25 protein-coding genes and 1 tRNA gene are annotated in these 25,259 nt (G+C 66.3%); 11 read left to right on the forward strand and 15 right to left on the reverse strand.

The window, feature by feature from the left end:
• Positions 1 to 741 precede the first annotated feature (741 nt).
• The 9 genes from HNR24_RS00005 to HNR24_RS14335 all read right to left on the reverse strand — a co-directional run bounded on the left by HNR24_RS00005 (position 742) and on the right by HNR24_RS14335 (position 6,485).
• Complete coding sequence (locus HNR24_RS00005; RefSeq protein ID WP_182494628.1) at positions 742 to 1,557, reverse strand: phage major capsid protein; 816 nt, start codon at positions 1,555 to 1,557, stop codon at positions 742 to 744.
• A 186-nt stretch (positions 1,558 to 1,743) separates the two neighbouring features.
• Positions 1,744 to 2,313, reverse strand: a complete 570-nt coding sequence (locus HNR24_RS00010; protein ID WP_182494629.1) for an RAD23 family protein — start codon at positions 2,311 to 2,313, stop codon at positions 1,744 to 1,746.
• A gap of 167 nt (positions 2,314 to 2,480) precedes the next feature.
• On the reverse strand, positions 2,481 to 2,762 hold the full coding sequence (locus HNR24_RS00015; RefSeq protein WP_182494630.1) for a hypothetical protein: 282 nt from the start codon (positions 2,760 to 2,762) through the stop codon (positions 2,481 to 2,483).
• Positions 2,755 to 3,117 carry a hypothetical protein gene (locus HNR24_RS00020; RefSeq protein WP_182494631.1) on the reverse strand — a complete coding sequence of 121 codons (363 nt, stop codon included), beginning with the start codon at positions 3,115 to 3,117 and terminating at the stop codon, positions 2,755 to 2,757. Before HNR24_RS00020 ends, HNR24_RS00015 begins: the two co-directional genes overlap by 8 nt.
• A complete protein-coding gene (locus tag HNR24_RS00025; RefSeq protein WP_182494632.1) occupies positions 3,117 to 3,674 on the reverse strand; it encodes a hypothetical protein in 558 nt (185 codons plus the stop codon). Before HNR24_RS00025 ends, HNR24_RS00020 begins: the two co-directional genes overlap by 1 nt.
• Positions 3,675 to 4,125: 451 nt before the next feature.
• On the reverse strand, positions 4,126 to 4,872 hold the full coding sequence (locus HNR24_RS00030; protein ID WP_182494633.1) for a hypothetical protein: 747 nt from the start codon (positions 4,870 to 4,872) through the stop codon (positions 4,126 to 4,128).
• A gap of 219 nt (positions 4,873 to 5,091) precedes the next feature.
• Complete coding sequence (locus HNR24_RS00035) at positions 5,092 to 5,556, reverse strand: hypothetical protein (RefSeq protein ID WP_182494634.1); 465 nt, start codon at positions 5,554 to 5,556, stop codon at positions 5,092 to 5,094.
• Positions 5,556 to 5,870 carry a hypothetical protein gene (locus HNR24_RS00040; protein WP_182494635.1) on the reverse strand — a complete coding sequence of 105 codons (315 nt, stop codon included), beginning with the start codon at positions 5,868 to 5,870 and terminating at the stop codon, positions 5,556 to 5,558. Before HNR24_RS00040 ends, HNR24_RS00035 begins: the two co-directional genes overlap by 1 nt.
• 402 nt (positions 5,871 to 6,272) lie before the next feature.
• Positions 6,273 to 6,485, reverse strand: coding sequence for a helix-turn-helix transcriptional regulator (locus tag HNR24_RS14335; RefSeq protein ID WP_375139257.1), 213 nt, complete (start codon positions 6,483 to 6,485; stop codon positions 6,273 to 6,275).
• 120 nt (positions 6,486 to 6,605) lie between these two features.
• On the opposite strand from HNR24_RS14335, the gene HNR24_RS00045 reads away from it, so the two are divergent.
• Both HNR24_RS00045 and HNR24_RS14190 read left to right on the forward strand, forming a co-directional pair.
• Entirely contained in the window at positions 6,606 to 7,193 is a 588-nt protein-coding gene (locus HNR24_RS00045) for a hypothetical protein (RefSeq protein ID WP_182494636.1), read from the forward strand.
• Positions 7,174 to 8,391 (forward strand): tyrosine-type recombinase/integrase, encoded by a 1,218-nt coding sequence (locus HNR24_RS14190; protein ID WP_182494637.1) that lies wholly within the window; start codon positions 7,174 to 7,176, stop codon positions 8,389 to 8,391. The genes HNR24_RS00045 and HNR24_RS14190 overlap by 20 nt, the downstream gene beginning before the upstream one ends.
• Positions 8,392 to 8,404: 13 nt before the next feature.
• Here the strand turns inward: HNR24_RS14190 and HNR24_RS00055 are convergent.
• The 5 genes from HNR24_RS00055 to tmk all read right to left on the reverse strand — a co-directional run bounded on the left by HNR24_RS00055 (position 8,405) and on the right by tmk (position 13,081).
• Positions 8,405 to 8,480, reverse strand: a tRNA-Thr gene (locus HNR24_RS00055).
• A 66-nt stretch (positions 8,481 to 8,546) separates the two neighbouring features.
• Positions 8,547 to 9,581, reverse strand: a complete 1,035-nt coding sequence (locus HNR24_RS00060; RefSeq protein ID WP_058887382.1) for a universal stress protein — start codon at positions 9,579 to 9,581, stop codon at positions 8,547 to 8,549.
• A gap of 119 nt (positions 9,582 to 9,700) precedes the next feature.
• Positions 9,701 to 11,242: an alpha/beta hydrolase gene (locus HNR24_RS00065; protein ID WP_182494638.1), complete on the reverse strand. Its 1,542-nt coding sequence runs from the start codon at positions 11,240 to 11,242 to the stop codon at positions 9,701 to 9,703.
• Between the two features lie 31 nt (positions 11,243 to 11,273).
• Positions 11,274 to 12,431, reverse strand: a complete 1,158-nt coding sequence (locus HNR24_RS00070; protein WP_182494639.1) for a DNA polymerase III subunit delta' — start codon at positions 12,429 to 12,431, stop codon at positions 11,274 to 11,276.
• Positions 12,428 to 13,081 carry a dTMP kinase gene (gene tmk, locus HNR24_RS00075; RefSeq protein WP_058887379.1) on the reverse strand — a complete coding sequence of 218 codons (654 nt, stop codon included), beginning with the start codon at positions 13,079 to 13,081 and terminating at the stop codon, positions 12,428 to 12,430. Before tmk ends, HNR24_RS00070 begins: the two co-directional genes overlap by 4 nt.
• 104 nt (positions 13,082 to 13,185) lie before the next feature.
• Between tmk and HNR24_RS00080 the strand changes: the two genes are divergently transcribed.
• The 3 genes from HNR24_RS00080 (at position 13,186) to HNR24_RS00090 (ending at position 15,663) form a co-directional block, all read left to right on the forward strand.
• Complete coding sequence (locus HNR24_RS00080; RefSeq protein ID WP_310735353.1) at positions 13,186 to 14,505, forward strand: trans-sulfuration enzyme family protein; 1,320 nt, start codon at positions 13,186 to 13,188, stop codon at positions 14,503 to 14,505.
• Between the two features lie 9 nt (positions 14,506 to 14,514).
• Positions 14,515 to 14,826 carry a DUF2516 family protein gene (locus HNR24_RS00085; RefSeq protein ID WP_058887377.1) on the forward strand — a complete coding sequence of 104 codons (312 nt, stop codon included), beginning with the start codon at positions 14,515 to 14,517 and terminating at the stop codon, positions 14,824 to 14,826.
• A 90-nt stretch (positions 14,827 to 14,916) separates the two neighbouring features.
• Entirely contained in the window at positions 14,917 to 15,663 is a 747-nt protein-coding gene (locus HNR24_RS00090; RefSeq protein ID WP_179440762.1) for a phosphoglyceromutase, read from the forward strand.
• Between the two features lie 156 nt (positions 15,664 to 15,819).
• On the opposite strand, the gene phoU is transcribed toward HNR24_RS00090, so the two are convergent.
• The gene (gene phoU / locus HNR24_RS00095; RefSeq protein ID WP_058887375.1) at positions 15,820 to 16,476 is read right to left on the reverse strand and encodes a phosphate signaling complex protein PhoU; all 657 of its coding nucleotides are present in this window, start codon (positions 16,474 to 16,476) and stop codon (positions 15,820 to 15,822) included.
• A gap of 170 nt (positions 16,477 to 16,646) precedes the next feature.
• Here phoU and HNR24_RS00100 point away from each other — a divergent pair, with 170 nt between their 5' ends.
• The 6 genes from HNR24_RS00100 (at position 16,647) to HNR24_RS00125 (ending at position 25,255) form a co-directional block, all read left to right on the forward strand.
• Positions 16,647 to 17,933: an ATP-binding protein gene (locus HNR24_RS00100; protein ID WP_179440760.1), complete on the forward strand. Its 1,287-nt coding sequence runs from the start codon at positions 16,647 to 16,649 to the stop codon at positions 17,931 to 17,933.
• The gene (locus HNR24_RS00105) at positions 17,905 to 18,585 is read left to right on the forward strand and encodes a response regulator (RefSeq protein WP_179440759.1); all 681 of its coding nucleotides are present in this window, start codon (positions 17,905 to 17,907) and stop codon (positions 18,583 to 18,585) included. Before HNR24_RS00100 ends, HNR24_RS00105 begins: the two co-directional genes overlap by 29 nt.
• A gap of 58 nt (positions 18,586 to 18,643) precedes the next feature.
• Positions 18,644 to 20,335: a bifunctional phosphoribosylaminoimidazolecarboxamide formyltransferase/IMP cyclohydrolase gene (gene purH, locus HNR24_RS00110; protein WP_182494640.1), complete on the forward strand. Its 1,692-nt coding sequence runs from the start codon at positions 18,644 to 18,646 to the stop codon at positions 20,333 to 20,335.
• A 227-nt stretch (positions 20,336 to 20,562) separates the two neighbouring features.
• Positions 20,563 to 21,897: a magnesium transporter gene (gene mgtE, locus HNR24_RS00115; RefSeq protein ID WP_182494641.1), complete on the forward strand. Its 1,335-nt coding sequence runs from the start codon at positions 20,563 to 20,565 to the stop codon at positions 21,895 to 21,897.
• Between the two features lie 97 nt (positions 21,898 to 21,994).
• Positions 21,995 to 24,220 carry an NADP-dependent isocitrate dehydrogenase gene (locus HNR24_RS00120; protein WP_182494642.1) on the forward strand — a complete coding sequence of 742 codons (2,226 nt, stop codon included), beginning with the start codon at positions 21,995 to 21,997 and terminating at the stop codon, positions 24,218 to 24,220.
• Positions 24,221 to 24,337: 117 nt separating this feature from the next.
• On the forward strand, positions 24,338 to 25,255 hold the full coding sequence (locus tag HNR24_RS00125; protein WP_182494643.1) for an NAD(P)-dependent oxidoreductase: 918 nt from the start codon (positions 24,338 to 24,340) through the stop codon (positions 25,253 to 25,255).
• The last annotated feature ends 4 nt before the right edge of the window (positions 25,256 to 25,259 follow it).

The raw sequence follows: 25,259 nt of genomic DNA on the forward strand, positions 1-25,259 counted from the left end.
GTTGGTAGGTATTGGTTATGGAGGGCTCCAACCGGTGCTACTGCGGACTGACTGCGGACGCATCGATCTTGTCTGCCGCCTCCCTCAGCTTCTGTGCCATGAGCACCCTTTGGCCGTCTGAGAACTTCTCGAAGTGCGGGAGTTAGGCGCCAACTGCAGGGTGAACATGCTCATCACACTTGCGCCAAGCCGATGTGCGTCAACCCTGAACATGTTGTTCCTGCAACCGCAGCAACCAACATCGCCGAAATGAAAGCGCGAAACAGCTACATCGCGCGCATAGAAGAGCTAGAGAACGCGCTCCGTGAGCTATCACCGAGGCATCCAAAACTTGGAATGCTCGCAATCTACTGAATGACGCGGCCCTCGCCCCGCAAACAATCTGAAACACGGGGGTACGGTGCCCCCGGGGCACCCCCTCTGGAGTTCGCTCCCAATGGCACTGCGAAATACCTCCCCGCGTTTTTTCCACAGGCCATCCTCAAGGAGGTGCCGTCGTGCCGAAAGCCAAGTTTGACTCTTATGGGCCTGACGATGCTCCGCCTGCGCCGAAACAGCCAATCCGTTCTATAGCACCCCCTCTGTGGCGATGGTAGACCGGCTGATAGACCTCGTGTGTGTGAATCGTCCTATACCTGTGGGAGGCCGCGTGTGGGGCCCCCGGGGGTGGGTAGGGGTGTTCGCGGACACGGGAAGGCCCGCACCTGAACGTGTCAGATGCGGGCCGCTCCACTGCGCTTGTCAGGCTGCGCTGATGGTGACCTTGACCAGGCGATCCGGATAAGGGAACCCGAAGTCGATCCGTGCGGTTGCTCGCACCGCCACACGATCCGAACTGAAGTAGACATCGGTCGAAGATGTCACTGTGACGTCTTCACGCAGGACCACATGGACTGCGCCTCGGTCGATGATCCACAGTTCCCCTTCGGTTGCGTGCCGCGTCTGGATCACTGGCAGTGATGCGACGGTGCTGACATCTGCGACCAGTGCCCGGTTGGACCCGTCTGCGTCTTTAAGTTGGGCCAGCTTCAGCGCGTCGTTGGGGTGAGACAGGATGACCGATGCTGAGCCTCCTGCGATGCCGATGGTGGCCTTCGCCTCCAGGAGAGCATCGAGGTTACTCAGGTCGGTGCTGAGTTCGGGGGTGGTGAGGCTGGAGAGGCCCTGCGGTGCTGGGGCTGCCAGTGCTCCCAGGAAGGCGGCGTCCATCTGGTGGATTAGCGCCCGGGAGAGGGAGGTGCCGATGATGGTGGCCGCGTCTGGGGAGGAGTCCTCTGCGAGTTCGCGGGAGACCGGGATCAGTCCGGCGACCTTGCGGGGAGTGACTTCGAGTTCATCGAGGGCCACATCGGAGGGCAGGATCTCTTCACCCTCGTTGGTCCAGGAGGCGATGGCGTCTTCGACCACGATGGGAATCCGGAACGATGTCCCTGCGGTGGTGTGAGTGGTGGAGACCACGGAGTTAGTCGCGATGGCCTGTTCGAGCAGCGGGGTCAGGATGAGCCCAGCCTGGTCGGTCGGCGCGATCTGGTGGAGAGACGTAGTTGTTGCAGTCATTGGAAGGCCCTTTCAGCGGGGTTAGAAAAACACATGAGCTTGGGTGTGTTCTCTCCGAAGCGGCTCTGCCGTCCTTCGGTGCCCCGCCGGGGCTAGTGAGACGTTTTCCCGGGAGGGTGAAAGTTGACGCCTGGTCCGCTTTCACCCTCCCGTGGAAGATGCTCCAATTATATCATTTGATTGTGTTTAGTTTCCGCTGCTGATGATGCTGTCCCACCCGGTAGTGAAGGACCGTTCTCCTCCTGTGCCTGCGGTGGGGACGACGCCGCGAGTAGCGTGGTCTGTCCAATCGACTCGACCTGTCCTGTGGTATGAGGAGGTGAGTTTGTTGAGGGTGTGGTCGGGGGCGAGTCCGAGCGTTTCGTGTGTGGCCTGAACCGCTTGCAGGAGTCGGCTGTCATCGAACTGGCCGGTCTCGTCGTAGACGCTTGTGAGGTCCACTCCGGCGGCTTTGAGTGCCTTTACCCCGACTCCGAGGTGTTTCAGCTTCTCTTCCACGATGTGGGTGGTGATGCTTTCAAGTCGTTGCGCTGTTGCGTCTCGTTCTGCCTCGGCTTCGCGCAGCCGCACCCGGTATTTCGCGGCCTCACGATTCTCCGGGCTCGGCTCCTTCTGGGTCGGGTCCTCGGCGGGCTGGTTCGGTGTCGCCTGGACCGGTGCCGTGGAGGACTGCTCGGTGGTGGAGTCCGCCGTCGTGGGTGAAGCGGATGAGGAATCGGTCGCCTGGTGAGGCTGGCTGGTGGTATCCGTGGTCATGGATGATCTCTTTCTCTGTGTCTGTTGCTTCGCGGATGCCGTTGAACCGGCGGTAGTCCGCGTCGATGGTCGCTGATTCGGGTGTGTGCCGGGTGCAGGAGAGCCGGTGTTGATGTGTCAGGCCACGTATCCAGACGCCTCCGCATGTGGTGCAGGGTCCGGGGTTTTCACTCACGGGCCTCAGCCTCCTGCTGTAGCTCCAGGCGGGTCGCTTCAAGCTCGGCGGACATCTGATCGAGCGCCGTCTCCGGTGGGAGTTTCCCGTCGTCTAGGAGCGAGGTGACCCAACTCAGGAAATACTCGGACACCACCAGCGGGTGATTGTCCTCAGAGTCCATGAGCCCAATCGCTTCGGACTGGTGCCCGGTCGCGTAGAGCCGGACGGCGCTGGTGACGTTCCGTGCGGTCGTGAGGATCTGGTCACCCGTGGGGATCTGGTGCTTAGTCATTGGTCGCTCCTTCGAGTTCGGTGACGCGGGCCTGAGCTGCTTCGGCCTTCAGTCGGAGTTTCTTGCAGTTCGAGTTCAGCTCAGAGATCTTGGCCGCGTGCTCCAGGTTGGCGGCTCGGAGTTCGGCGCGATTTTGACGCGCACGCGCACGCCACATCATCACCTCAGCCAACAGTGTTTCGGCGGACCGCGGTTTCTTCTGCGGTGGTTTCGGCTTGCCGTTGAAGTACTCGACTTCAGATTCATAGAGGTTGCTCATGGTGTGCTTCTTTCGTTCGTAGATCATGTGATCAGCGTCAGTAGGGATATCTGAGGGCAACGGCCCTTCAGGTGTGCCGTTCGCTGAGGTGGTCATCAGGAGCCTTCCGAGATCAGGAGCATCACAGTTGCCGCGATGCCCAGCGCGCAGCCGTTCTGGTCTTGCCAGTGCTCTACGTGCGGCAGATGAGGTTTCACCAGGCGCTCACGTAGGAGCTTGATGTGCGGGTTCTGGTGCCGGTCGGTGCCGTTCGCCGGGTGCGCCACCCGTCGGATCGCGTCGATGATTGCCGGGTCCTGGAAGGCGGACCTGGGAATCACCGCGTCACCCACCGCGAGAGTCACGCGGATATTAGGACCCTCGGTCGCGATTGCCAGTACCGGTTCAGGGATCGGCTTCTTGAACCTGCCGAACAGGTGCCCAGGCAGCTCCTCCAGACTCCGCACCGGCACATCTGGGTAACGGGTGTGCAGCCTGCCGGTGTCCAGCCAGTCCGGGACGTAGACCTCCAGGAGTGTGATCTCCCCGGCCCTAAACGTGCGGATCGGGTCGCCGTGGTGCTTCTTCGCCTTCACCGTCCGGCCACGGGCCTCGACCTTGCAGACCGCCACCGACTCCACCCCGATAGGTTCCTCAGCGTGGAGACCGATCACGTCCCAATTCAGCCGTAGATATTTCTCCCAGTAGTCATCGAGGACGCCCAGGTCCCCGACCACCCGGTAGCCGCACTCACAAGACTCATGCGGTGGCATGTGCCCCGGCAACAACTGCGGGAGCCGCACCAGAGACACCGGCTCACGGTGGCACCGGTCCGCCCGAGCCGTCGCATCAGAATCGAAATTCCAGAGTTTGCGACCATCAGTCCACTCACCGCGCCACCCGACCAGAGATTCATCGTCGGCGCTCATGCGGCCACCTCCCACGTCGCCGCACGCATCGACCAGCACTCAGGGCAGGGACACGACACCTCAGAAGCGCCTCGATGCGGACGAGAAGCGCCCATCATCTGTATGGCGACCGGTGCCAGAGCTTCGAACGATCCACCGGGAGCCAAGCTCGCGATGTAGCTGCAAGCACACGGGGCCAGTGAGCAAGATTCACACATCATCCAGCCCTCCTCTCCCGAAGCTGCCGTTGCATGTTCGACACGAAATCCCCCGCGCTACCGAACCCGTCAGGAGTCACCGGCGGATCATCCGGCCACACATCCGAGTAGCTAGCAGGGGTCGGAGATCCACGATGAATCGGGGTCGATGTAATTTCACCGGTCTGGAGATCTACTTCTTCTTCAGAATCAGGAAGCTCTTTCCCCGTCCCGGCCCGTCCCGTCCCGACAACACCGGTGACGTCACCATGACTGTCACTTGTGGTGGAGTGCCTGAGTGTGGAGAGTTGCCCCGAATCATGGGGAATCTCCTCACTCTCGTCACCGGTGACGTCACCTTTAGGGGCAGTGGCCCACTTGCAATCCTTCGGCCTGTCACCCTGACCGGATTCACAGAGTGCGTGGTCCCCGTCGCGGTGTGCTCGGCTCCGTCGTTGATCCTCGCGTTTACGTTCGGTCTCTCGGGCCTTCGCCTCAGAGATGACATGCTCTGCGGCGCGGACCACCCGTACTTTGCTGCCGTGATCGGCGACTAGTCCGACTTCCACGAGTTTGCGGATAGCCCCGAGAGTGTCGGGGAGATCGGAGCACCGTTCAGCTTTTGAGCGACTGATGATGCCGTCCCTTGCATCGAGTCGGGAGCACAGTTGGATGAGCGCGATGTAGTGCCACCTCGCGTGGATGTCCTGACCGATTGCCTCCTCGATCTTCTCTGACCAGAGATCATCCAGCTTTGTCCAAGACATCGCTGCCCCCTTCGTCTCCAACGGGCTCCAGTCGGCACAGGATCATCCGCGCCTCCAGGCCTCTCTGCTGCGCCCTCGTCACTGCGTTCTGAGCGGCTACCAGGCTGAGGTGCACCCTGCGCCGATACCGTGGTGTCCCCGCAGCAGTGACGATCTCCGTGAAGACGACAAGCGCCTTCAGTGGCTTAGTGGCGATCTGATCAATTAGCCGCTCCTCGATCACTGGGCATCACCTCGCGTCGGCTGCAGTTCATGCGTGGCGATGCCGAAATCGGTCGCCCTGCTGAGGTCAGCCATCGCCGTCTTGAGGATTGCGATCTCCTGGGAGACAGCATCGGATGGGTCAAGCACGGCGTAGATAGCGGCCGCCCAATAACCTGGGAACTTCGCCGTCTTCCGCTTGTAGACCCAACCGCCTTGTTTGTGCAGGTCGTCTTCAATGCAATCAACGGCGGTTTTGACAAGCACCCTGACTCCCGCCTCCTCGGTGTCCCCGCGAGACCGGAACTGCACTATGCCGTCGGTCCTGACGAACACGTATCCGAGGTGCTGGAGCATCCGGCCCGTGTTCTGATCCCGGATGTAGGTTGTCTCACCCCTGGGCCGCTCCTGCCGGATTCCCAGACTCTTGAAGAAGTCGAGGTCTGAAAGCTGCGCGTTGTTGTTGTGGGCGAAGTAGCGCATCACTGCTCACCGGCCTGTCCGTCTTCGATCTCTGCGGAGATCTCATCGGCGGTGGTGAACAGCCAGTCCGCCATGCTCCTCATCGCGTCGAGGGTCATAAGGATGTGGGCCTGTTCCCCGTCGCTGTCGAGGAGACTGAGCCGCGCTTCTGTCCGAACTGCCCAGCCGTCACTGTTGAGCTTGTCGGCCCGGTAGATGGTCGCCACGGGCTGCATAGCGCCATGCCCGAGGGGGAACTCCAGGGTGCCCCGGGAGAAGAAGTCGTGGGAGTCCAGAACTAGGTCGGCGGACTTGAACGGTGTAGTGTCTCGCATTATTGATGCTCCTTCGTGGGCGTCTTCTAGGAGAGCGGCCCGGTTCTGTTTGGCGACTGTCACCGGGTCGTTCTTTTTCGTCTGCGTAAGGTCAGTCACGGCCGGCCTCCTGCATGTTGCGGAAAGCCTCAGCCGGCGTCGGGTCGCGGAACTCATGCACCCGACCTCCAGCAATACGGCTGAGGTACGCCTCTGCGTCCTCTGGGCTGAGATGTGGCTGCTTATGAAGCCGGGTAGCGAGACGAGAGATCTTCGATGTGGAGAGCGCCTGCTCGTGCTCCGTGGCCCATCGAGATACCTGTCGTTTTCGTTCCGTGAGAGTTATTTCGGGCATGCTTGTTGGTCCTGTTCTCTGCGCTAGTGCCGAAGCTCTAGTCGGTTCCGTGGGGTCCTGCTGCGGGGTCAGGCGCTTATCTGCTCGTCTGCCTGCATCCGTTCAGAGATCCATTCGAGGACGCTCTCCCGCGAGTACCTGATCGCACGCGGGGTGAGGGCGAAGCTCCTGGGCCCCCCGTGTCCGCGGTGCCTGAAGTACTTGAGTGATCCTTCAGGGATTCCCGTGAGTTCTGAGACCTGCTTAGTGGTCATCAGTGGGGGAAGATTTTCTGCTTCCATGATTCGCCGTCCTGTCTTGATGAGCGCTATGACTTGGTTGGTTTGGCCGAACAATACAAGACTAGCACGTATGGCGGCTGATATTGTAGTGATTGGCAAAACCGACCAAGAAAGAGGCAAGTGGCTATGGCAAGCAGCGGCGAAGCCCCGTTATCGTTCTACGAATGCGCACCTGACCTCTGGTATCCAGAGCGAATCAATCTTGACAACTTGATAACCGAGGATGATCCCGACCAGAGATTCGGCGTATCGCTTCTCATGTCACCGCTCGAAGGTAAGTACGCGGTGCGTAAGTTCTCCGTCAGTTACTCGGACGACACTTCGAACCTCGTGCCGGTTCCACGGGGCCTGACAAGTGCCGACCTTCGGACGCTCTCGATCAACGCGCTTGTATCGCAGGTCGTGGAGCACGCAGATTTTTCACGCGCCCGACTGTCCGAAACTCAACATGAACTACATGAGCTCCCGTATAACCCCGAACACCTCGATTCAAATCTGGCTGAGGTGGCGCGCATCTATGCGCGTGAGCAGATGGCGGGGCGGCGGCCCGCAAAAGGTGTCGTCTCAACGATGGGTGTTCCAACATCGACGGCGGGGTACTGGATACGACGGGCAAAAGATCGCGGATACCTGCGAGCAGTGCTGGAAACGCCCCGAGAGGTCGAGAGATACGTCCAGGAGTTTCGCGGTGAGTCCGCAGAGACGTAATCCACGGCTCGGGGTCGAGGACCGCTGGCACAGGGCAGACAAGTCTCGTTCAGCGAGTTACGGCAAGGGCAAGCGGTGGCGCGCTCGCTGGGTCGAACCGTCGGGAGCTGAGAAGGCCAAGGCATTCGACCGAAAGACCGACGCCGAGCAGTATCTGAAGAACGTCACTGCCTCGATGGTGAGCGGCCAGTACGTGGCACCAGAAGGGGGCAACGTTCTCACGCGGGAGATCCTGCATCGGTTCCTCAGTGGGCTCGACGTCAAGCACAGCACTCTCCTTGGCTACAGGTCCGCCATAGACGCTCAAATCATGCCCCGGTGGGGAGATGTGCCCCTGAAGGCGATTGCGACCTCAGACATCAAGGGGTGGCTTGTGGCGATGCAGCGTGGGAATCCCGATGCACGATTGAAGCGGGAACGCGACGGGCTCTCCTCGGGGTCGGCGCGGAAAACTGGTCAGGTCTTCAGCATGGCGCTCGATGTCGCCGTTCATGACCGGCTCATTGCCCGGAATCCGATGGAGAACGTCAAACTGCCAAGGCAGGGCCAGCCGCGCCAGGGGATGAGCCTCACCCGCGACCAGTTGCACGGGCTTGCCGAGGCCATGACGACGAATGACCGTGTGCTGACTCTGGTGCTCGGATATACCGGGCTGCGCTGGGGTGAAGCCATCGGGCTCACGGTCAAGTCGGTGGACTATGAGCGGCGGCGCATTCATGTGCGGCGGACCTACAGTGAAGCCGGGGGATCAATCCGCGAGGAGACTCCCAAGAGTCATGAGGCGCGCTGGGTGCCCTTCCCGCCGTTCCTCAGCGCCGAACTCCACAAGGTGACCAACGGGAAGGCACAGGGCGCGGACATCTTCACCACGGCGCAGGGGAGGCCTATACATGGGACCAATTGGATTCACCGGGTCTACCGGCCAGCGTTGACCAGGGCAGGAATCCCAGACGCACAGGATCGAGTGATCCATGATCTCCGGCACACCTATGCCAGTCTCGCGATCAGGGCCGGGGCGAACGTGAAGCAGCTCCAGAAGGCGATGGGTCACGCTGATGCGACGATCACGCTCAATCAGTATGCGGATCTGTTCGAGGACGATTACGCCGATCTGGGGGAGCGTCTTGAACCTCCTGCGGACTCACTGCGGACTGCGGGGCCGAGAAATAACGAAACCCCCGGCCAGAAAACGATCTGACCAGGGGTTTCAGTGGAGCCGCCTGCCGGAATCGAACCGGCGACCTATTCATTACGAGTGAATCGCTCTACCGACTGAGCTAAGGCGGCGTGGCGCCGCAGTGAGGCGCACGAGGGACTACTTTACTGGTGCGCCTCACCGCGGTCAAAGCTCGCTCAGTCGTGCGCGGGGACCACCATCACCGGTGCGCTCGCGTGGTGCAGCAGCTCCCGGGAGACCGAGCCCAGCAGTGCGCTGCGCACCCCGCCGTGGCCCCGGGTGCCCACCACGGTCAGCTGGACCCGCCCGCCCATGGACTGGAGCACGTTGACCGGGAAGCCCTCCTCCACCGAGCCGGTGACCGAGAGCTCCGGGAACTGGGCCTGGACCCATCCGACCTCCACGTCGAGGTCCTTGTTCAGGTCATCCACCCTGGTCTGCACCATGGCCTGTTCCCTGGCCGCCAGCTCCGGGTACCACATTGCCGCCGTCGTCAAGGGGGGCAGCGCCATCACCAGCTGCAGCCGGGTGCCGTGGCTGATCGCGGTTCGGGCGGCCTCCACCGCGGCCTTGCGGGAATGCGGGGACCCATCAATGCCGACCACCACGGGCCGGGTGTCAGCGGTGCTGATCGCCTCCGCACCGTCACCCACGCTGGACTCCTCGGTGTGCGGGACCACCACGGTGGGGGAGTGCGCGTGGGAGGGCAGCGCCGCGGCCACCGAGCCAAGGATCCGTCCGGTGAACCCGCCGCGACCGCGGCTTCCCACCACGCACAGCTCGGCCGACCCTGACAGGTTGACCATCACCCCGGCGGCGTCGCCGTGCTCCAGCCGGTAGGTGACCTCTCCGGCATGTCCTGCGAGCTGTTCCCGGGCCAGGTTCAGGGTCCGCTCCGTCGCCTGCCGTGCCAGGGTCTGACCCCCGGCATCCGGGAAGCTCTCCAGGTATCCGCTGACCGCAGGCGGGATGGTGAAGGAGCTCATCACCGTCAGCGGCAGAGCGCGGAAGTGCGCCTCACGCGCGGCCCAGCGCAGCGCCGAGGTGGCATTGGCCGAACCGTCGAATCCGACAAGGACCCCCAGCGGTCGTGGGGCGCGTTGCTGTTCACCGGCTGCGGTGGGCTCTGGGGCGAGGCTGTTGTGGGCGTCGTGGGTGTGGCTGGACTCCGAGGAGGTCGCAGCGGGGGTGGCAGGGGACTCAATGTTCATGGCAGCGTCCTAACGCAGATCAGCTGAATGATGCCGATGAGTCAGAGAGGCCGAGCGGACGTCGTCGTCACCGGTGATCTGAGTCTACCTGTGTATTTCTACAAGATGTAGAAGAAAGTTCAGCAATCGGTGCAGCCCTCGGTGAGCTCCCCGTCGAGCAGGTATCCGTCCACCGCCTCGTCCACACAGCTGTTGCCCGACCGGTACGCCAGGTGTCCCTCACCCTCCCGGATGATCAGCGAGGACTGTGGCACCTCTTGGTGCATGTTCTCAGCCCATTCCACCGGGGTGGCCGGGTCACCGGTGGTCCCGATCATCAGCAGCTTCTCGACCTCGGCGAGGTCCGGCTCCCAGGGCTCTGAGACGTTCTCGGCGGGCCATTCCTCGCAGACCACGGCGCGGTGCCCCAGGTAGGGGCCGAAGGTGGGGGCCTGCTCGGAGACCTCCTCGAACTCGGCGTCGATCTGGTCCTGGTCCTGCGGCATCGGGTAGTCCAGGCACATCACGGCCGTGAAGGCGAAGTTGTTGATCCAGTCATAGCTGCCATCGGGAGTGCGCCCGGCCTGGAGGTCCGCGAAGTACTGGAACGCGCTGAGGTCCTGCTGCTGCAGCGCCATGCTCAGCGCCTCGGAGAGCACCGGCCAGGCCTCGCGGCTGTACATCGGGGTGATGAAACCGCTGACCAGAGTGGAGACGTTGATGGTCCGTCCGTCTGCGCCCTTCGCCGGGCTCTCCTGGACCCCGGCGAAGAGGTCCTGCACGCTGGCGGTGACCTCCTCCACGGTGTCACCAGCCGGGCAGGTCTCCTGCTCGGTGCACCACTGGGCGTAGTTCTCCAGTGCCTCCTCGAAGCCGCGGGCCTGTCCCAGGTTCAGCTCATGGGCATCGATGGAGACATCGAGCATCCCGTCCAGCACGAAGCGTCCGACTCGTGGGCCGTAGTGCTCGGCATAGGTCATCCCCAGCTTCGTCCCGTAGGAGAACCCCAGGTAGTTCAACTCGTCCTGCCCCAGCGCGGCCCGGATCACGTCCATGTCGCGGACCGCAGAGAGCGTGTCCACATGGCCGAGCAGCCCCCCACTCTCGGACTCGCAGGCCTCAGCCAGCTCCGAGGCCGAGTCGCGGGCCTCCGCGTAGGCGGCTTCGGTGTCGAGCTGCTCGTCGGTGACCTGCTCGCGGTACTCGTCCATCTCGGCGTCGTCCAAGCAGGTCACCGGCGCGGACCGATGCACCCCGCGCGGATCGAAGCCGATCACGTTGAAGCCTTCCAGCAGCTCTTGGCTGAACGCGGCCGAGGCCGTCTCTGCCACGGTGTCGTAGCCGGAGGACCCGGGCCCACCCGGATTGGTGAGCAGGTACTCGGCGTCCTCACCGCCGGAATCGGAACTGATGATCTGGATCTGCAGATCCTCCCCGGAGCCGGGCTCCGCCCAGTCCATCGGCACCGTGACCTCGGCACACCGCATGGTCGCCTCGCAGACGCTCCAGTCCAGCTCCTGCTCGTAGTACTCGGTGTAGCCCGCAGGCTCACCGGGCAGCGCCTCGGCAGGCACCGAGGTCGGGGTGATGGGCTGCTCCGCCTCGGCCTCCTCGGCGCCGGGCTCTCCGCCAGAGCTCACGCAGCTTGAGAGCAGCAGCGCGGAGACGGCGGTGAGACTCACCAGGCGGATTCTGCGGGACAGGGTGAGGCGCTCAGGCACGGGACCTCCCGGGTAGGAACTGCATCATCAGGGCCTCCATGGCCAGCAATGGGGGGACGTTCTGGGTGATCCGGGTGCGGGCGGCATTGATCGCATCCAGCCCCGCCAGGGTCTGCTCGGCGCTGAGGGACTGCGCATAGCGCTGCAGCTCCTCGCGCAGATGCTCGTTGATCAGCTCGACGCCGGTGCCCAGCTTCAGGCTCAGCACGTCACGGAAGACGGCGGTCAGGTCGATCAGCGCCCGGTCCAGGGAGTCCGCCACGGCGCGCTTGGCCCGTCGGGTGTTCTCCTCCTCGAGCTTCTTGAACTGGCTGCGAAGCTTGGGCGGGATCTTCTCCTCGGCCTCCAGGCCGAGCGACCGGCGCAATGAGGCCTGCTCCGACTCCAGCCGGGCCTGCGCGGTGCTCGCCGCATCCGCCTGGGTCATCTCCACCAGGGACCCGGCAGCCTTGATCGCGGCCGAGGAGGAGGTCAGTCGCAGCGGCAGGGTCACCACCTGCTCCCGACGACGCCGCGCCTCCGGGTCCCGGGCCAGCCGTCGGGCGACCCCGATGTGGTTCTGTGAGACCCGCGCGGCGAACTGCGCCTGCTGCTCATTGAGCCCGTCGCGGCTGGTCAGCAGCTGGGCCACCGCCTCGGTGGGCGGGATCCGCAGGCTCACCAGCCGGCAGCGGGAGCGGATGGTCACCAGCACATCCGCCGGGCTCGGGGCGCAGAGCACCCAGAGCGTATGCGGGGGAGGCTCCTCGATGGCCTTGAGCAGCACGTTGGTGGCGCGCTCAGTCATCCGGTCCGCGTCTTCGACCACGATCACCCGCCAGCGCGCGCCCTGCGGCTTCTCCTGCGCGGTGGTGATCAGCTCCCGGACGTCGTCGATCTTGTAGGTCACGTTCTCCGTGGAGACCAGCTTCACCGAGGGGTGGCTCTCCGCGGCCACCAGTCGGCAGGACCGGCACTCTCCGCAGCCCCGGGCCGCCGGTTCCTCCTGCTCACAGTTCAGCGCGGCGGCGAAGGCGCGGGCAGCGTTGGACCGCCCCGAGCCGGGGGGACCGGTGAAGAGCCAGGCGTGGGCCGGGGTGCCGGAGCCCGCGGCTCGACGCAGCTGTTCCACGACCCCGTCCTGCCCGACCAGCTCGGTGTAGACGCTCATGGGTTCGACAGCTCCTGACCCAGCATCTCCTGGACCCGCTCCCGGATCGCGGCGTGGAGCGCCTGGGCCGAGGCGGCGGCGTCGAGCACCAGATATCGCTGGGGCGCAGCAGCGGCGCGGTCGAGGAAGGCGTGCCGCAGCCGGTCATGGAAGGCGTCCTCGGCGGATTCGATCCGATCCGAGAGGCCGTCGCGACCCTCCCGGCGTGCCCGTGCGGCGGATGGGTCGATGTCCAGCACCACGGTCAGATCGGGCTGAAGCCCGCCCGTGGCGAAGGCGTTGATCTCAGCCACAGCCTGGGCACCGAGCTCCCGGCCCACACCCTGATACGCCACCGAGGAGTCCACGTAACGGTCACAGAGCACAAACCGGCCGGCCTGCAGCGCAGGCTCGATCCGCTGGACCACATGGGCGGCGCGCGAGGCGGCGAAGAGCAGCGCCTCGGTGCGGGGGTCCACCTCGCCCTGATCGTGCTCGAGCACCAGAGAGCGGATGCGCTCGCCGATCACAGTGCCGCCGGGCTCGCGGGTGCGCTCATAAGGCACCGCCAGCTCCTGGAACCAGGACTCGAGCAGGTCCAGCTGCGTGGTCTTGCCGGCGCCGTCGCCGCCTTCGAAGGCGAGGAATCCTCCGCGTCTGAGATGGGTCACGGACCCAGCCTACCCAGCCGGACGGACACGGACCTGACGCCGCGAATCTGAGTCTGGGCGGCCGGCCACCGGGCTCGCGCCGCGCGCTGCGGTACCGTAACGGTGTGAACCAGCGCGAACGCACCTTTGTGGTCAATGCGGGCCGCGGCGCCCACGGTCCGAACCAGCCCGTGAACATGCCGGTGGACTTCACCTCGACCTACTCCTACCGGCCCGGCGTGCACTCAGCGCTGGACTACGCCCGCGAGGGCATGCCGTCCTGGGAGCCGTTGGAGGCGCTGCTGGCCCAGCTCGAGGCCGGGACCCGCACCAGCTCCGCCTCGCAGGGGCTGCTCACCACGGCGCAGGAGCATCCAGTCCCGGTGCTGCCGGGCCTGCTGTTCTCCTCCGGCATGGCCGCCATCTCTGCGGTGGTCCATCTGCTGGCCCCGGGCAGCCACCTGGTCATGCCCCGACACAGCTATATGGGCTTCTCCGCGCTGGCCCAGCAGATGGCCGATCAGGGTCTGCTCACGCTGCACCGGGTGGACATCGCCGACACCGAGCAGGTCACCACCACGCTGCACGACGTCGCCACGCTGGCCAGCGCCCAGGACGCCGCGGTGATGCTCTGGATCGAGTCCCCGACCAACCCGATGCTGGAGGTCGCGGACCTCCCGACGCTGCTGGCGACCGCGAAGAAGCGCGGTGTGCTCACCGCGGTGGACAACACCTTCGCGACCCCGCTGCGGCAGCGTCCGCTGCAACACGGTGCCGACGTGGTGGTCCACTCGGTGACCAAGTTCCTCTCCGGACACTCAGACCTGATCATGGGCGCCGCGATCACCGCAGACCCCGAGATCCACTCGCGGCTGCATCAGCACCGCACCCTGCATGGCGCCATCCCGGGACCGATGGAGGTCTTCCTGGCCCTGCGCGGGGTGCGCACCCTCGCGGTGCGCCTGGACGCCTCGGAAGCCAGCGCCGCCGAGCTGGCCCGCCGGCTCGAAGAGCTCAGCCAGGACGCCGGACTGCCGCTGCGCAGAGTCAACTACCCGGGCCTGCCGGGACACCCGCAGCATGCGCGCGCCGCCGCCCAGCTCGGCGGGTTCGGCGCGATCCTGACCATCGAGGTCGACGCCGACCAGCCCGGTGCCCCAGGAGGGTCCGGTGCCTCGGCCGCGACAGGGCAGCGGACCGAGGCCGAAGTGGCCGACGCCGTGCTCGGCGCGCTGCGGCTCTGGACCCCGGCCACCAGCCTGGGCGGCGTGGAGTCCCTGGCCGAGCGCCGTCGTCGTCATCCCGGGGAGCCCGCCTCGGTCCCCGACGGTCTGATCCGGCTCTCGGTGGGGATCGAGGACGTGGAGGACCTCTTCGCGGACCTGCTCAACGCGCTGCGCACCGCCGCGGTCGCAGACCCGCAGGATGCGGACCCCATCCGATAACATCGAGGTATGCAGTCACCCCTCTCTGACCTCTGGATCTTCGTCCTGCAGACCGAAGCCTGGATGCACCTGGCCTTCGCCCTGGTCTGCCTCGGGCTCGCCGTGGTCGCACTGGCCAAGTGCATCCCCAAGAACGCGCAGCGCTTCGACGTCGCGTTCAAGCGGACCAAGGGCTTCTGGCTGGGTATGACCGGCGGCGCCGTCGTCCTGGCGCTGCTCGGCGCCTTCGGGGCCGGCCCGTTCGGCCTGATCTTCCCGGTGGCTGCGGCCTGCATGGCGATGGTCTACCTGACCGACGTCAACCCCGAAGTCTCCAACTGACCCGGTGGCCGGGTGCCTCCGCCCCGGGCCTGACCGACCGAACGCGCTGCATCGATGTGCACGTCCGACTCCGAAAGTGAGACACACTCCATGGCCTATGACCTGATCCTGCTCCGCCACGGGCAGAGCGACTGGAACGAGAAGAACCTCTTCACCGGATGGGTGGACGTCCCGCTGACCGCGCTGGGCCGCGAGGAGGCTGCGCGCGGCGGTGAGCTGCTCAAGGAGCACCAGCTGCTCCCCGACGTGGTGCACACCTCGCTGCTGCAGCGTGCGATCACCACCTCCCACCTGGCGCTGGAGACCGCAGACCGGCTCTGGATCCCGGTGAAGCGCGACTGGCGGCTCAACGAGCGCCACTACGGTGCGCTGCAGGGCAAGGACAAGGCCGAGACCCTGGCGCAGTATGGCGAGGACCAGTTCATGATGTGGCGCCGCTCCTACGACACCCCGCCGCCGGAGATCGCCGCCGACGACGAGTTCTCCCAGATCGGGGACCCGCGCTACGCGGACCTCGGTGACGCCGCGCCGCGCACCGAATGCCTCAAGGACGTCGTGGACCGGATGCTGCCCTACTGGGAGTCCGCGGTGGTCCCGGACCTGCGCGAGAACAAGACCGTGCTGCTGGCCGCGCACGGCAACTCGCTGCGCGCCCTGGTGAAGTACCTCGACGGGATCTCCGACGCGGACATCGCCGGGCTGAACATCCCCACCGGGATCCCGCTGCACTACCAGCTCGATGAGGACCTCAAGCCGATGAACCCGGGCGGGACCTACCTGGACCCGGAGGCCGCCAAGGACGCGATCCAGGCTGTCGCGAACCAGGGCAAGAAGTAGGGCTCAAGCCAAGGCTCAACCAGCCGCGGCTCGAGCAGCCGTCGCAGACATCGCTGGGGCGCAGACGGGTGGAATCCTCGCAGAGAATGCGATCTTTCCGCCTGTCTGCGCCCCAGCGATGTGCGTTGACCGAAGCGGGTCACCCGAAGCAGTGACTCAGGAGAGCTCGCGGGAGTCCCAGGAGCCGGTGACCAGGTAGTCGACCTTGTTCGCCACGGCCACCGCGTGATCGCCGTAGCGTTCGAAGAACCGGCTGACCAGGGAGGAGTCCACGCTGGTGGCAGGGCTCTGCTGCCAGTCCTCGGCGGCCACGATGGTGAACACCGAGGCATGCAGATCGTTGAGCTGCTCGTTGAGCGCATGGATCTCCGCCACCAGGTGCAGCTCGCGGGTCTCCAGCAGGGTGATCAGTCGGGAGGAGATCTGCGTGGTGAGCTTGGCCATCTTCTCGAAGACCGGGTGCAGCGCATCCGGGGCCACCCGGTCCGGGTAGCGCATCCGCGCCAGCTGCGCGATGTGCCGCGCGAGGTCGCCCATGCGCTCCAACGAGGTGCTCATCCGCAGCGCGCCCACGATCATGCGCAGGTCAGAGGCCACCGGGCCCTGCAGCGCGAGCAGCTCGATGGCCTTCTCGTCGAGCTCCACCTGCAGCCGGTCGATCTGCGCATCGGCGGCGATGACCTCCTCCGCGAGCTGGAGGTCGGTGGTGTCGAAGGCGGTATAGGCCTTCTCCATCGCCGTATGGACCAAAGAGGTGATCTGGATCAGCTGCTCACCAAGATTGATGAGGTCTGCCTGAAAAAGCTTTCGCACGTGTTCGCGTTCCTTTCCCGCCGTGGAGTATCCCGACGTTGAATCCTCGCTGGCGCAGATGAACATCAGCGAAGTCAGCAGTCAACGTGAAGGTGAACGCTGGTTGAACCCTGGGCGCCGCCGGGGCCATGTGGTGCCGGGCACCGGGAGGCGGGCCTAAGCTGTAGCTCGTGGATCCCCTGCTCATCGCCGCACTCTCCGGCGTCGTCGGCCTGGCACTGGGCGTGGTCGGCATGTATGCCTTCCGTGTCAGTGAGGCCCAGCGCGGCGCCGGCATCGACGTGGACGAACCCTCGATGCCCGCCGGCGCCACCGAGGTGCTGGCCTCCCTGGGGCTGGCCTACATCGTGGTGGACACCGTGGACGGGGTGGTGCGCGCGAACCCCGCCGCCTACGCCTTCGGCCTGGTGCGCGGGCATACCGTGGTGCACCAGCAGCTGCTGGCCCTCACCGCCCGGGTCCGAGGCGACGGGGTGATCATCGATCAGGAGCACGAGCTCGCCCGCGGCCTGCAGGGGGAGACCTCCCTGGTGGTGCATCTGCGCGTGGCCCCGCTGGGGGACGAGTACATCCTGGTCCTCGCCGATGACCGCACCGAGTTCTCCCGCATCGAGGCGGTGCGCAACGATTTCGTCGCCAACGTCTCCCACGAGCTGAAGACCCCGGTCGGGGCGATCTCGCTGCTGGCCGAGACCATCGAGGACGCAGCCGACGACGACGTCGCCGTCCGCCGCTTCACCCAGCGCCTGCACAAGGAGTCCCGCAGGCTCGCGGCGCTGGTCCAGGACATCATCGAGCTCTCCCGGGTGCAGGGCAAGAACGTGGTGCACGCCGGGCGTCCGGTGGACCTCGAAGACGTGATCGCCGACGCCGCAGACCGCTCCCGGCTGCCGGCGGAGGCGAAGAACATCGAGCTCAAGATCGGGGGCGCGCTGCCGCACCGGGTCCACGGCGACGCCGACCAGCTGGCGATGGCGTTCCGGAACCTGATCGACAACGCGGTGCGCTACTCTCCAGAGTCCACCCGGGTCGGCATCGGGCTCTCCAGCCGGGACGGGATCGCTCAGGTCACCATCACCGACCAGGGGATCGGGATCGCCAAGGAGAACCAGGAGCGGATCTTCGAACGCTTCTACCGGGTCGACGCCGCGCGCTCCCGGCAGACCGGCGGCACCGGCCTGGGGCTGAGCATCGTGAAACACGTGATCACCAACCACGGCGGCGAGGTCGCGCTGTGGTCGCAGCAGGGCAGGGGCTCCACGTTCACGGTGCGCCTGCCCGAGCTCGACGAGAGCCTGGACACCTTTGAAGGGCTCGGCCGCGGCATGCCCGCGCTGACCCGCGCCGAGCAGGCCGTCACAGAGGACACCGCACCGCACCATCAGGCAGAGGATCCGGCCACACCAGGGCCGGCGAAGGAGGAGACGCGTGACCAGAATTCTGCTCGTCGAGGATGAGCCGTCATTCTCAGAGGCACTGTCCTACACCTTGGAGAAGGAGGGCTACGACGTCGTCGTCGCGGAGAACGGGCTCGACGCCGTCGAGATCTTCACTCGAGAGGGGGCCGACCTGGTCCTGCTCGATCTGATGCTCCCAGGCCAGTCCGGCACCGAGGTGTGCCGGCAGATCCGGCTGCAGTCGAATGTTCCCGTGATCATGCTCACGGCGAAGGACTCCGAGATCGACAAGGTGGTGGGGCTGGAGCTCGGCGCCGATGACTATGTCACCAAGCCCTATTCCTCCCGGGAGCTGCTCGCCCGGGTCCGGGCGGTGCTGCGCCGCCGGGTGGAGACCGAGGTCGATGACGGCTCCCTGGTCACCGCCGGGCCGGTCAGCATGGACATCGAACGCCACACCGTGGAGGTTGCGGGCGCGCCGCTGAGCCTGCCGCTGAAGGAGTTCGAGCTTCTGGAGATGCTGCTGCGCAACGCCGGACGGGTGCTCACCCGTGGCCAGCTGATCGATCGGGTCTGGGGCTCGGACTACGTCGGGGACACCAAGACCCTCGACGTCCACGTCAAGCGGCTGCGCGCGAAGATCGAGCCGGACCCCTCACGGCCGGAGTTCCTGATCACGGTCCGCGGGCTGGGCTACAAGTTTGAGTCCTGAACCGGGTCGGTAGACTGACCCAGGTCCCTGAAGCGTCGTCCCCACCCCAGGAGTGTGCATGAGCCCCGTCAGCGATTCCGCAGCCCAGAACCCCACCGCGGCTGCACCGTCGGGCAGCTCCGGCGCCCAGGCCCGGCAGCCGATCCGGCGCGCCCTGATCTCGGTCTATGACAAGACCGGGCTGGAGGACCTCGCCGCCGGTCTGCACGCCGCCGGGGTCGAGATCGTCTCCACCGGCTCCACCGCCCAGCGCATCGCCGCCGCCGGGGTGCCGGTGGTGGAGGTCTCGGAGGTGACCGGCTTCGCGGAGTGCCTGGATGGTCGGGTCAAGACGCTGCACCCCCGGGTGCACGCCGGAATCCTGGCCGACCGCCGCCGCGAGGACCACCGGGCCCAGCTCGAAGAGCTGGAGATCGAGCCCTTCGACCTGGTCGTGGTGAACCTCTACCCCTTCGCCGACACGGTGGCCTCCGGTGCCGCCGAGGATCAGATCGTGGAGCAGATCGACATCGGCGGACCCTCGATGGTCCGCGCGGCCGCCAAGAACCACGCCTCCGTGGCCGTGGTGGTGGACCCGCTGCGCTACCACGACATCATCACCGCCGCCGAGGCCGGAGGCTTCACGCTCAGCGCCCGGCAGCGCCTGGCCGCGCTGGCCTTCGCGCACACCGCCGCCTACGACACCGCCGTGGCGCGCTGGACCTCCCAGCAGTTCGACGACGACTTCGACGCCGCCTCCGTGCCGGCCTCGCCGCTGAGCCGCACCGAGAAGAAGCTGAACTTCCCGCCCTACGCCGGACTCGCGCTGCAGCGCCTGGACACTCTGCGCTACGGGGAGAACTCGCATCAGCCCGCCGCGCTCTACGCGGACTCCAGCGCCCGCCCCGGCCTGGCCCAGGCCGAGACCCTGCACGGGAAGGCGATGAGCTACAACAACTACGTCGACGCCGACGCCGCCGTGCGCACCGCCTTCGACTTCGCCCAGCCCGCCGTGGCGATCATCAAGCACGCCAACCCCTGCGGCGTCGCCGTGGGCGCCACCGTGGCGCAGGCCCACCGCACCGCCCACGCCTGTGACCCGCTCTCGGCCTTCGGCGGGGTCATCGCCGCGAACCGCACCATCACCGCTGAGATGGCGCGGACCGTGGCGGAGATCTTCACCGAGGTCGTCGTCGCCCCGGCCTTCGAGGAGGAGGCGCTGGCGATCCTGACCAAGAAGAAGAACATCCGGCTGCTGCGTCTGCCCGAGGGGCACCGGCGCGACCGGGTGGAGTACAAGCAGATCTCCGGGGGCATGCTGCTGCAGGCCTCCGACGCCGTGGACGCCGAGGGGGACACCACCTCCGGCTGGAAGCTGGTCTCCGGCGAGGCCGCCGACGAGGCGATGCTGGCAGATCTGGACTTCGCCTGGCGCGCCATCCGCTCGGTGAAGTCCAACGCGATCCTGCTGGCGAAGCACCAGGCCACGGTGGGGATCGGCATGGGCCAGGTGAACCGGCTGGACTCCTGCCGGCTCGCCGTGCAGCGGGCGAACACGCTCGCCGGTGACGGTGTGGAGCGGGCCCGCGGGTCCGTCGCGGCCTCCGACGCGTTCTTCCCCTTCGCCGACGGGCTGCAGAGCCTGATCGCCGCGGGAGTGCGCGCCGTCGTCCAGCCGGGAGGATCCCAGCGCGACGAGGAGGTCATCTCCGCGGCCCGGGACGCCGGCCTGACCATGTACCTCACCGGAACCCGCCACTTCTTCCATTGATCGTTCGCGGCGCCGCGGGATAGGGGAGACCGCGACGGCGCAGGCCGTGCCCCGGCCCGGAAATCAGGGTCAGGTGACCGGCCGCCACGGCGGAGACCTCGTGACGAAGCGCCCGCCGCGTGCCCTGATCGTGTGTGACGACTGAGACTCCCCACTGAGTGTCCTGACTGTTCTCGCGGCACACCTGCCGCTATGCCCGCCCGGTGCCCTTGAAAGGGGTGGAACCCGTGAACGAACTGCTCGACGAGCTCGAAGACATGATCCGGGAGGAGCGGCTCACGGAGCTGCGCCGCGCCTTCGATGACCTCAACGTCGGGGACATCGTCGACTTCCTGGAACGCCTCGGGGTGAAGGACCGGGCGGTGGCCTTCCGGCTGCTCTCCAAGGGTGTGGCCGTGGAGGCCTTCGACCTGCTGGACCAGGCGCTGCAGAGCGAGATCGTCGACGGCCTCAAGGACGCCGAGGTGGCCCACTACTTCGAGTCACTGGACCCCGATGACCGGGTCCGGCTCATGGATGAGATGCCCGCCTCGGTGGCTCGTCGGATGCTGCGTCACCTGGACCCGCGCGAGCGCAGCCTGACCAACATCGTGCTGGGCTACCCCAACGGCACCATCGGGCGCCAGATGAGCCCGGAGTTCGTCGCGATCCCGGAGCACTTCAGCGTCGCCCAGGCCCTGGAGAAGGTCAGCAAGGCCGGCGACGACGCGGAGACGCTCTACACCCTCCCGGTGGTCGATCACGGTCGGCTGCTCAAGGGTGTGGTCTCGCTGCGCGACCTGGTCAGCAGCCCCGGGGAGGCGCTCGTGGTGGACCTGATGCGTGAGGCCGACTCGGTGGACGCCGACCACGACGCCGAGGACGCCGCCCGCATGTGCGCGGACCGCAAGCACCTGGCCGTGCCGGTGACCGACTCCGAACACCGGGTGGTCGGGATCTTCACCGTCGACGACGCGCTGGACATCCTGGAGCGCGCCGAATCCGAGGACGCCGCCCGCCACGGCGGCGCCGAGCCGCTGAACCGGCCCTACCTCTCGACTCCGGTGCTGCAGATCATGCGCTCCCGCGTGGTGTGGCTGCTGGTGCTGGCCCTGGGCGCCGCACTGACCGTGCAGGTGCTCGACGTCTTCGAGGGGACCATCGAATCCATGGTGGTGCTCAGCCTGTTCGTCCCGCTGCTGATCGGCACCGGCGGCAACACCGGAAACCAGGCCGCGACCACGGTCGTGCGCGCGCTGGCGCTGGGCGATGTGGGCACCCGCGACGTGTTCAAGGTGCTCTGGCGCGAGGTTCGCGTGGGCATGACGCTCGGCGCCACGATCGGCGTGCTGGGCTTCCTGGTCGCCGGCCTGTTCTACGGCTGGGACATCGGCACCGTGATCGGACTGACCTTGTTCTCCATCTGCACCCTCGCCGCCTCGGCGGGCGGACTGATGCCGCTGCTGGGGAAGAAGCTCGGTGCGGACCCGGCGGTCTTCGCCAACCCGTTCATCTCCACCTTCGTCGACGCCACCGGACTCATCGTGTACTTCATGATCGCCCGCACCGTGCTGGGGATCTGAGCCCCGGAGCCGAGCCCCGGGTCAACAGGGCCAGCAGGCCCATCTGGGGTAGATTTGTGATCAGGGAAACAACATATAACCGAACTTGAGGAGATCCATGCCGACGGCAAAGATCATCTATACCAATACCGACGAAGCGCCGATGCTGGCCACCTTCTCCCTGAAGCCCATCGTGGAGGGCTTCGCCGCCCCCGCCGGGGTTGAGGTCGAGACCCGCGACATCTCCCTCGCCGGCCGCATCATCTCGCAGTTCCCGCACTACCTGCGTGAGGACCAGCGGGAGAGCGACGCGCTCGCCGAGCTCGGAGATCTGGCGAAGACGCCAGAGGCCAACATCGTGAAGCTGCCGAACATCTCCGCCTCGATCCCACAGCTCAAGGCCGCCATCGCGGAGCTGCAGTCCGCCGGCTACGCGCTCCCGGACTACCCGGAGTCCCCCTCCACCGATGAGGAGCGCGACGTGCGCGCCCGCTACGGCAAGGTCCTGGGCTCCGCGGTGAACCCGGTGCTGCGCGAGGGCAACTCCGACCGCCGCGCGCCGGCCTCGGTGAAGAACTACGTGCGCGCCAACCCGCACTCCATGGGTGCCTGGAGCGCCGACTCCAAGACCAACGTGGCCACCATGGACTCCGGCGACTTCGCCTCCAACGAGCAGTCCGTGGTGCTCGACACCGAGGACACGCTGAAGATCACCCACGTCTCCAGCGACGGCTCCACCAGCGTGCTGAAGGAATCCCTGCCGGTCAAGGCCGGGGAGGTCGTGGACGCCACCGTGATGCGAGCCGCCGAGCTCGACGCCTTCCTCGCCGCCCAGGTGGCCCGCGCCAAGGAGGAGGACGTCCTCTTCTCGGCTCACCTGAAGGCCACCATGATGAAGGTCTCGGACCCGATCATCTTCGGGCAAATCGTCCGGGCGTTCCTGCCCAGCCTGTTCCAGAAGCACGGCAAGACCCTCGCCGAGGCAGGGCTCTCCGCCAATGACGGACTGGCCTCGATCCTCGCCGGAGCCGAGAAGCTGGGCGAAGCCGGGGCGGGCATCAAGGAGGAGATCAGCAAGGGCCTGGCCGAAGGTCCCCGGATGTCGATGGTCGATGACTCCAAGGGCATCACCAACCTGCATGTCCCCTCCGACGTCATCGTGGACGCCTCCATGCCCGCCATGATCCGCAACGGCGGCAAGGCCTGGGGCCCCAGCGGGGAGACCGACGACACCCTCGCAGTCATCCCGGACTCCTCCTACGCCGGGGTCTACCAGGCGGTCATCGAGGACTGCCGCGCCCACGGCGCCTTCGACCCCACGACCATCGGCACCGTGCCCAACATCGGTCTCATGGCGCAGAAGGCCGAGGAGTACGGCTCCCACGACAAGACCTTCGAGATCGAGGCCGCAGGCACCGTGCAGGTGACCAACGCCGCCGGTGACGTGCTGCTCGAGCATGAGGTCTCCGCGGGCGACATCTGGCGCGCCTGCCAGACCAAGGACGCTCCCATCCAGGACTGGGTGAAGCTGGCCGTGACCCGCGCCCGCGAGTTCGACACCCCTGCGGTGTTCTGGCTCGATGAGAAGCGCGCCCACGATCGCACCATGATCGAGAAGGTCAACCACGCCCTGGCAGAGCTGGACACCTCAGGACTCGAGATCGAGATCCTGGACCCGGTCTCGGCCACGAAGTACACCGTGGAGCGCCTGCGCCGCGGCGAGGACACCATCTCGGTGACCGGCAACGTGCTGCGTGACTACCTCACCGACCTGTTCCCGATCCTGGAGCTGGGCACCTCCGCGAAGATGCTCTCCATCGTGCCGCTGATGGCAGGCGGCGGGCTCTTCGAGACCGGCGCCGGCGGCTCCGCTCCCAAGCACGTCCAGCAGCTGGCCGAGCAGAACTACCTTCGCTGGGACTCCCTGGGCGAGTTCTTCGCCCTGGTGCCCTCACTGGAGAAGTACGCCGATCAGGCTCAGGCCCCCAAGGCCAAGGTGCTCGCCTCCGCGCTGGACCGCGCCACCGCGACCTTCCTGATGGAGAACCGCTCCCCGGGACGCAAGCTGGGCAGCATCGACAACCGCGGCTCACACTTCTACCTGGCCATGTACTGGGCCCAGGAGCTGGCCGCGCAGAGCGAGGACACCGAGCTGGCCCAGCGCTTCGCTCCGGTGGCCGAGGAGCTGACCTCCAAGGAGGAGCAGATCCTGGGTGAGCTCAACGGGGTCCAGGGCGAGCCGGTGGATCTGGGCGGCTACTACCGTCCCGATGAGGCCAAGGCCTTCGCCGCGATGCGCCCCTCGGCGACGCTGAACAGCATCGTCGACGGCCTCAAGGCCTGACCCCCCTGAGCGTTTTACCTCCCCTTACGTGTTCTACCGGGCCCACGGCAGGCCCGGTAGAACACATAAGCCCAGGTAATGCGGGGGGCGGGGGAGTGGGCGTGGCAGGATGAATCCATGACTCGACGACTTCACATCATGCCCGAAGCTGCCCCGGAGCTCGCCGCCGGGCTCCGCGAGCAGGGCGCCGAGCTGGTCGGCGCGGATGAGCAGCCCGAGGGCGTCATCGTCACCGGCATGTTCAAGAAGCTCAACCTCACCGAGGTGCTCGAGGCCAACCCGCAGGTGCGCTGGGTGCAGCTGCCCAGCGCCGGGATCGAGCTCTACTCCGAGATCCTGCAGCGGTTCCCCGACCTGACCTGGACCTCGGCGAAGGGCGCCTACGCCAAGCCGGTGGGGGAACATGCGCTGGCGCTGACCCTGGCCGCGCTGCGCGGGCTGAAGAGCCGTGCCCTGGCCACCAGCTGGGGCACCGAGGGTGGGATCTCGCTGAACGGGCTGCGCTGCGTCGTCGTCGGCGGAGGCGGGGTCGCGGCAGAGATCGTCCGGCTCTATAAGGCCTTCGACACCCACGTCACCGTGGTCCGTCGCACCTCAGAACCGGTGGAGCACGCCGATGTCACCGTGGCCTTCGAAGGTCTTGACCAGGCGCTGCAGGGTGCCCACGTGATCGCCCTGGCCGCCGCAGCGACGCCGACCACCCGACACCTGCTCAACGCCGAACGGCTGGGACTGCTCGCCGACGGCGCCGTGGTGGCCAACGTCGGCCGCGGCAGCCTGGTGGACCAGGCGGCACTCGCGCAGGCGCTGAGCTCGGGCACCCTGCGCGGCGCCGGGCTGGACGTCACCGAACCCGAGCCGCTCCCGGAGACCGACCCGCTCTGGAGCCTGGAGAACTGCCTGATCACCCCGCACACCGCGGACACCACCGAGATGGTGGTCCCGCTGCTGCACGAGCGGATCCTCGCGAACCATCGACGCTTCAGCGCCGGTGAACCGATGCTGGGCCTGGTGGACCCCGCTCAGGGATACTGAACCC

Origin of the sequence: Nesterenkonia sandarakina (assembly GCF_014138825.1) — a bacterium.
GTDB classification, from domain to species: Bacteria; Actinomycetota; Actinomycetes; order Actinomycetales; family Micrococcaceae; genus Nesterenkonia; species Nesterenkonia sandarakina.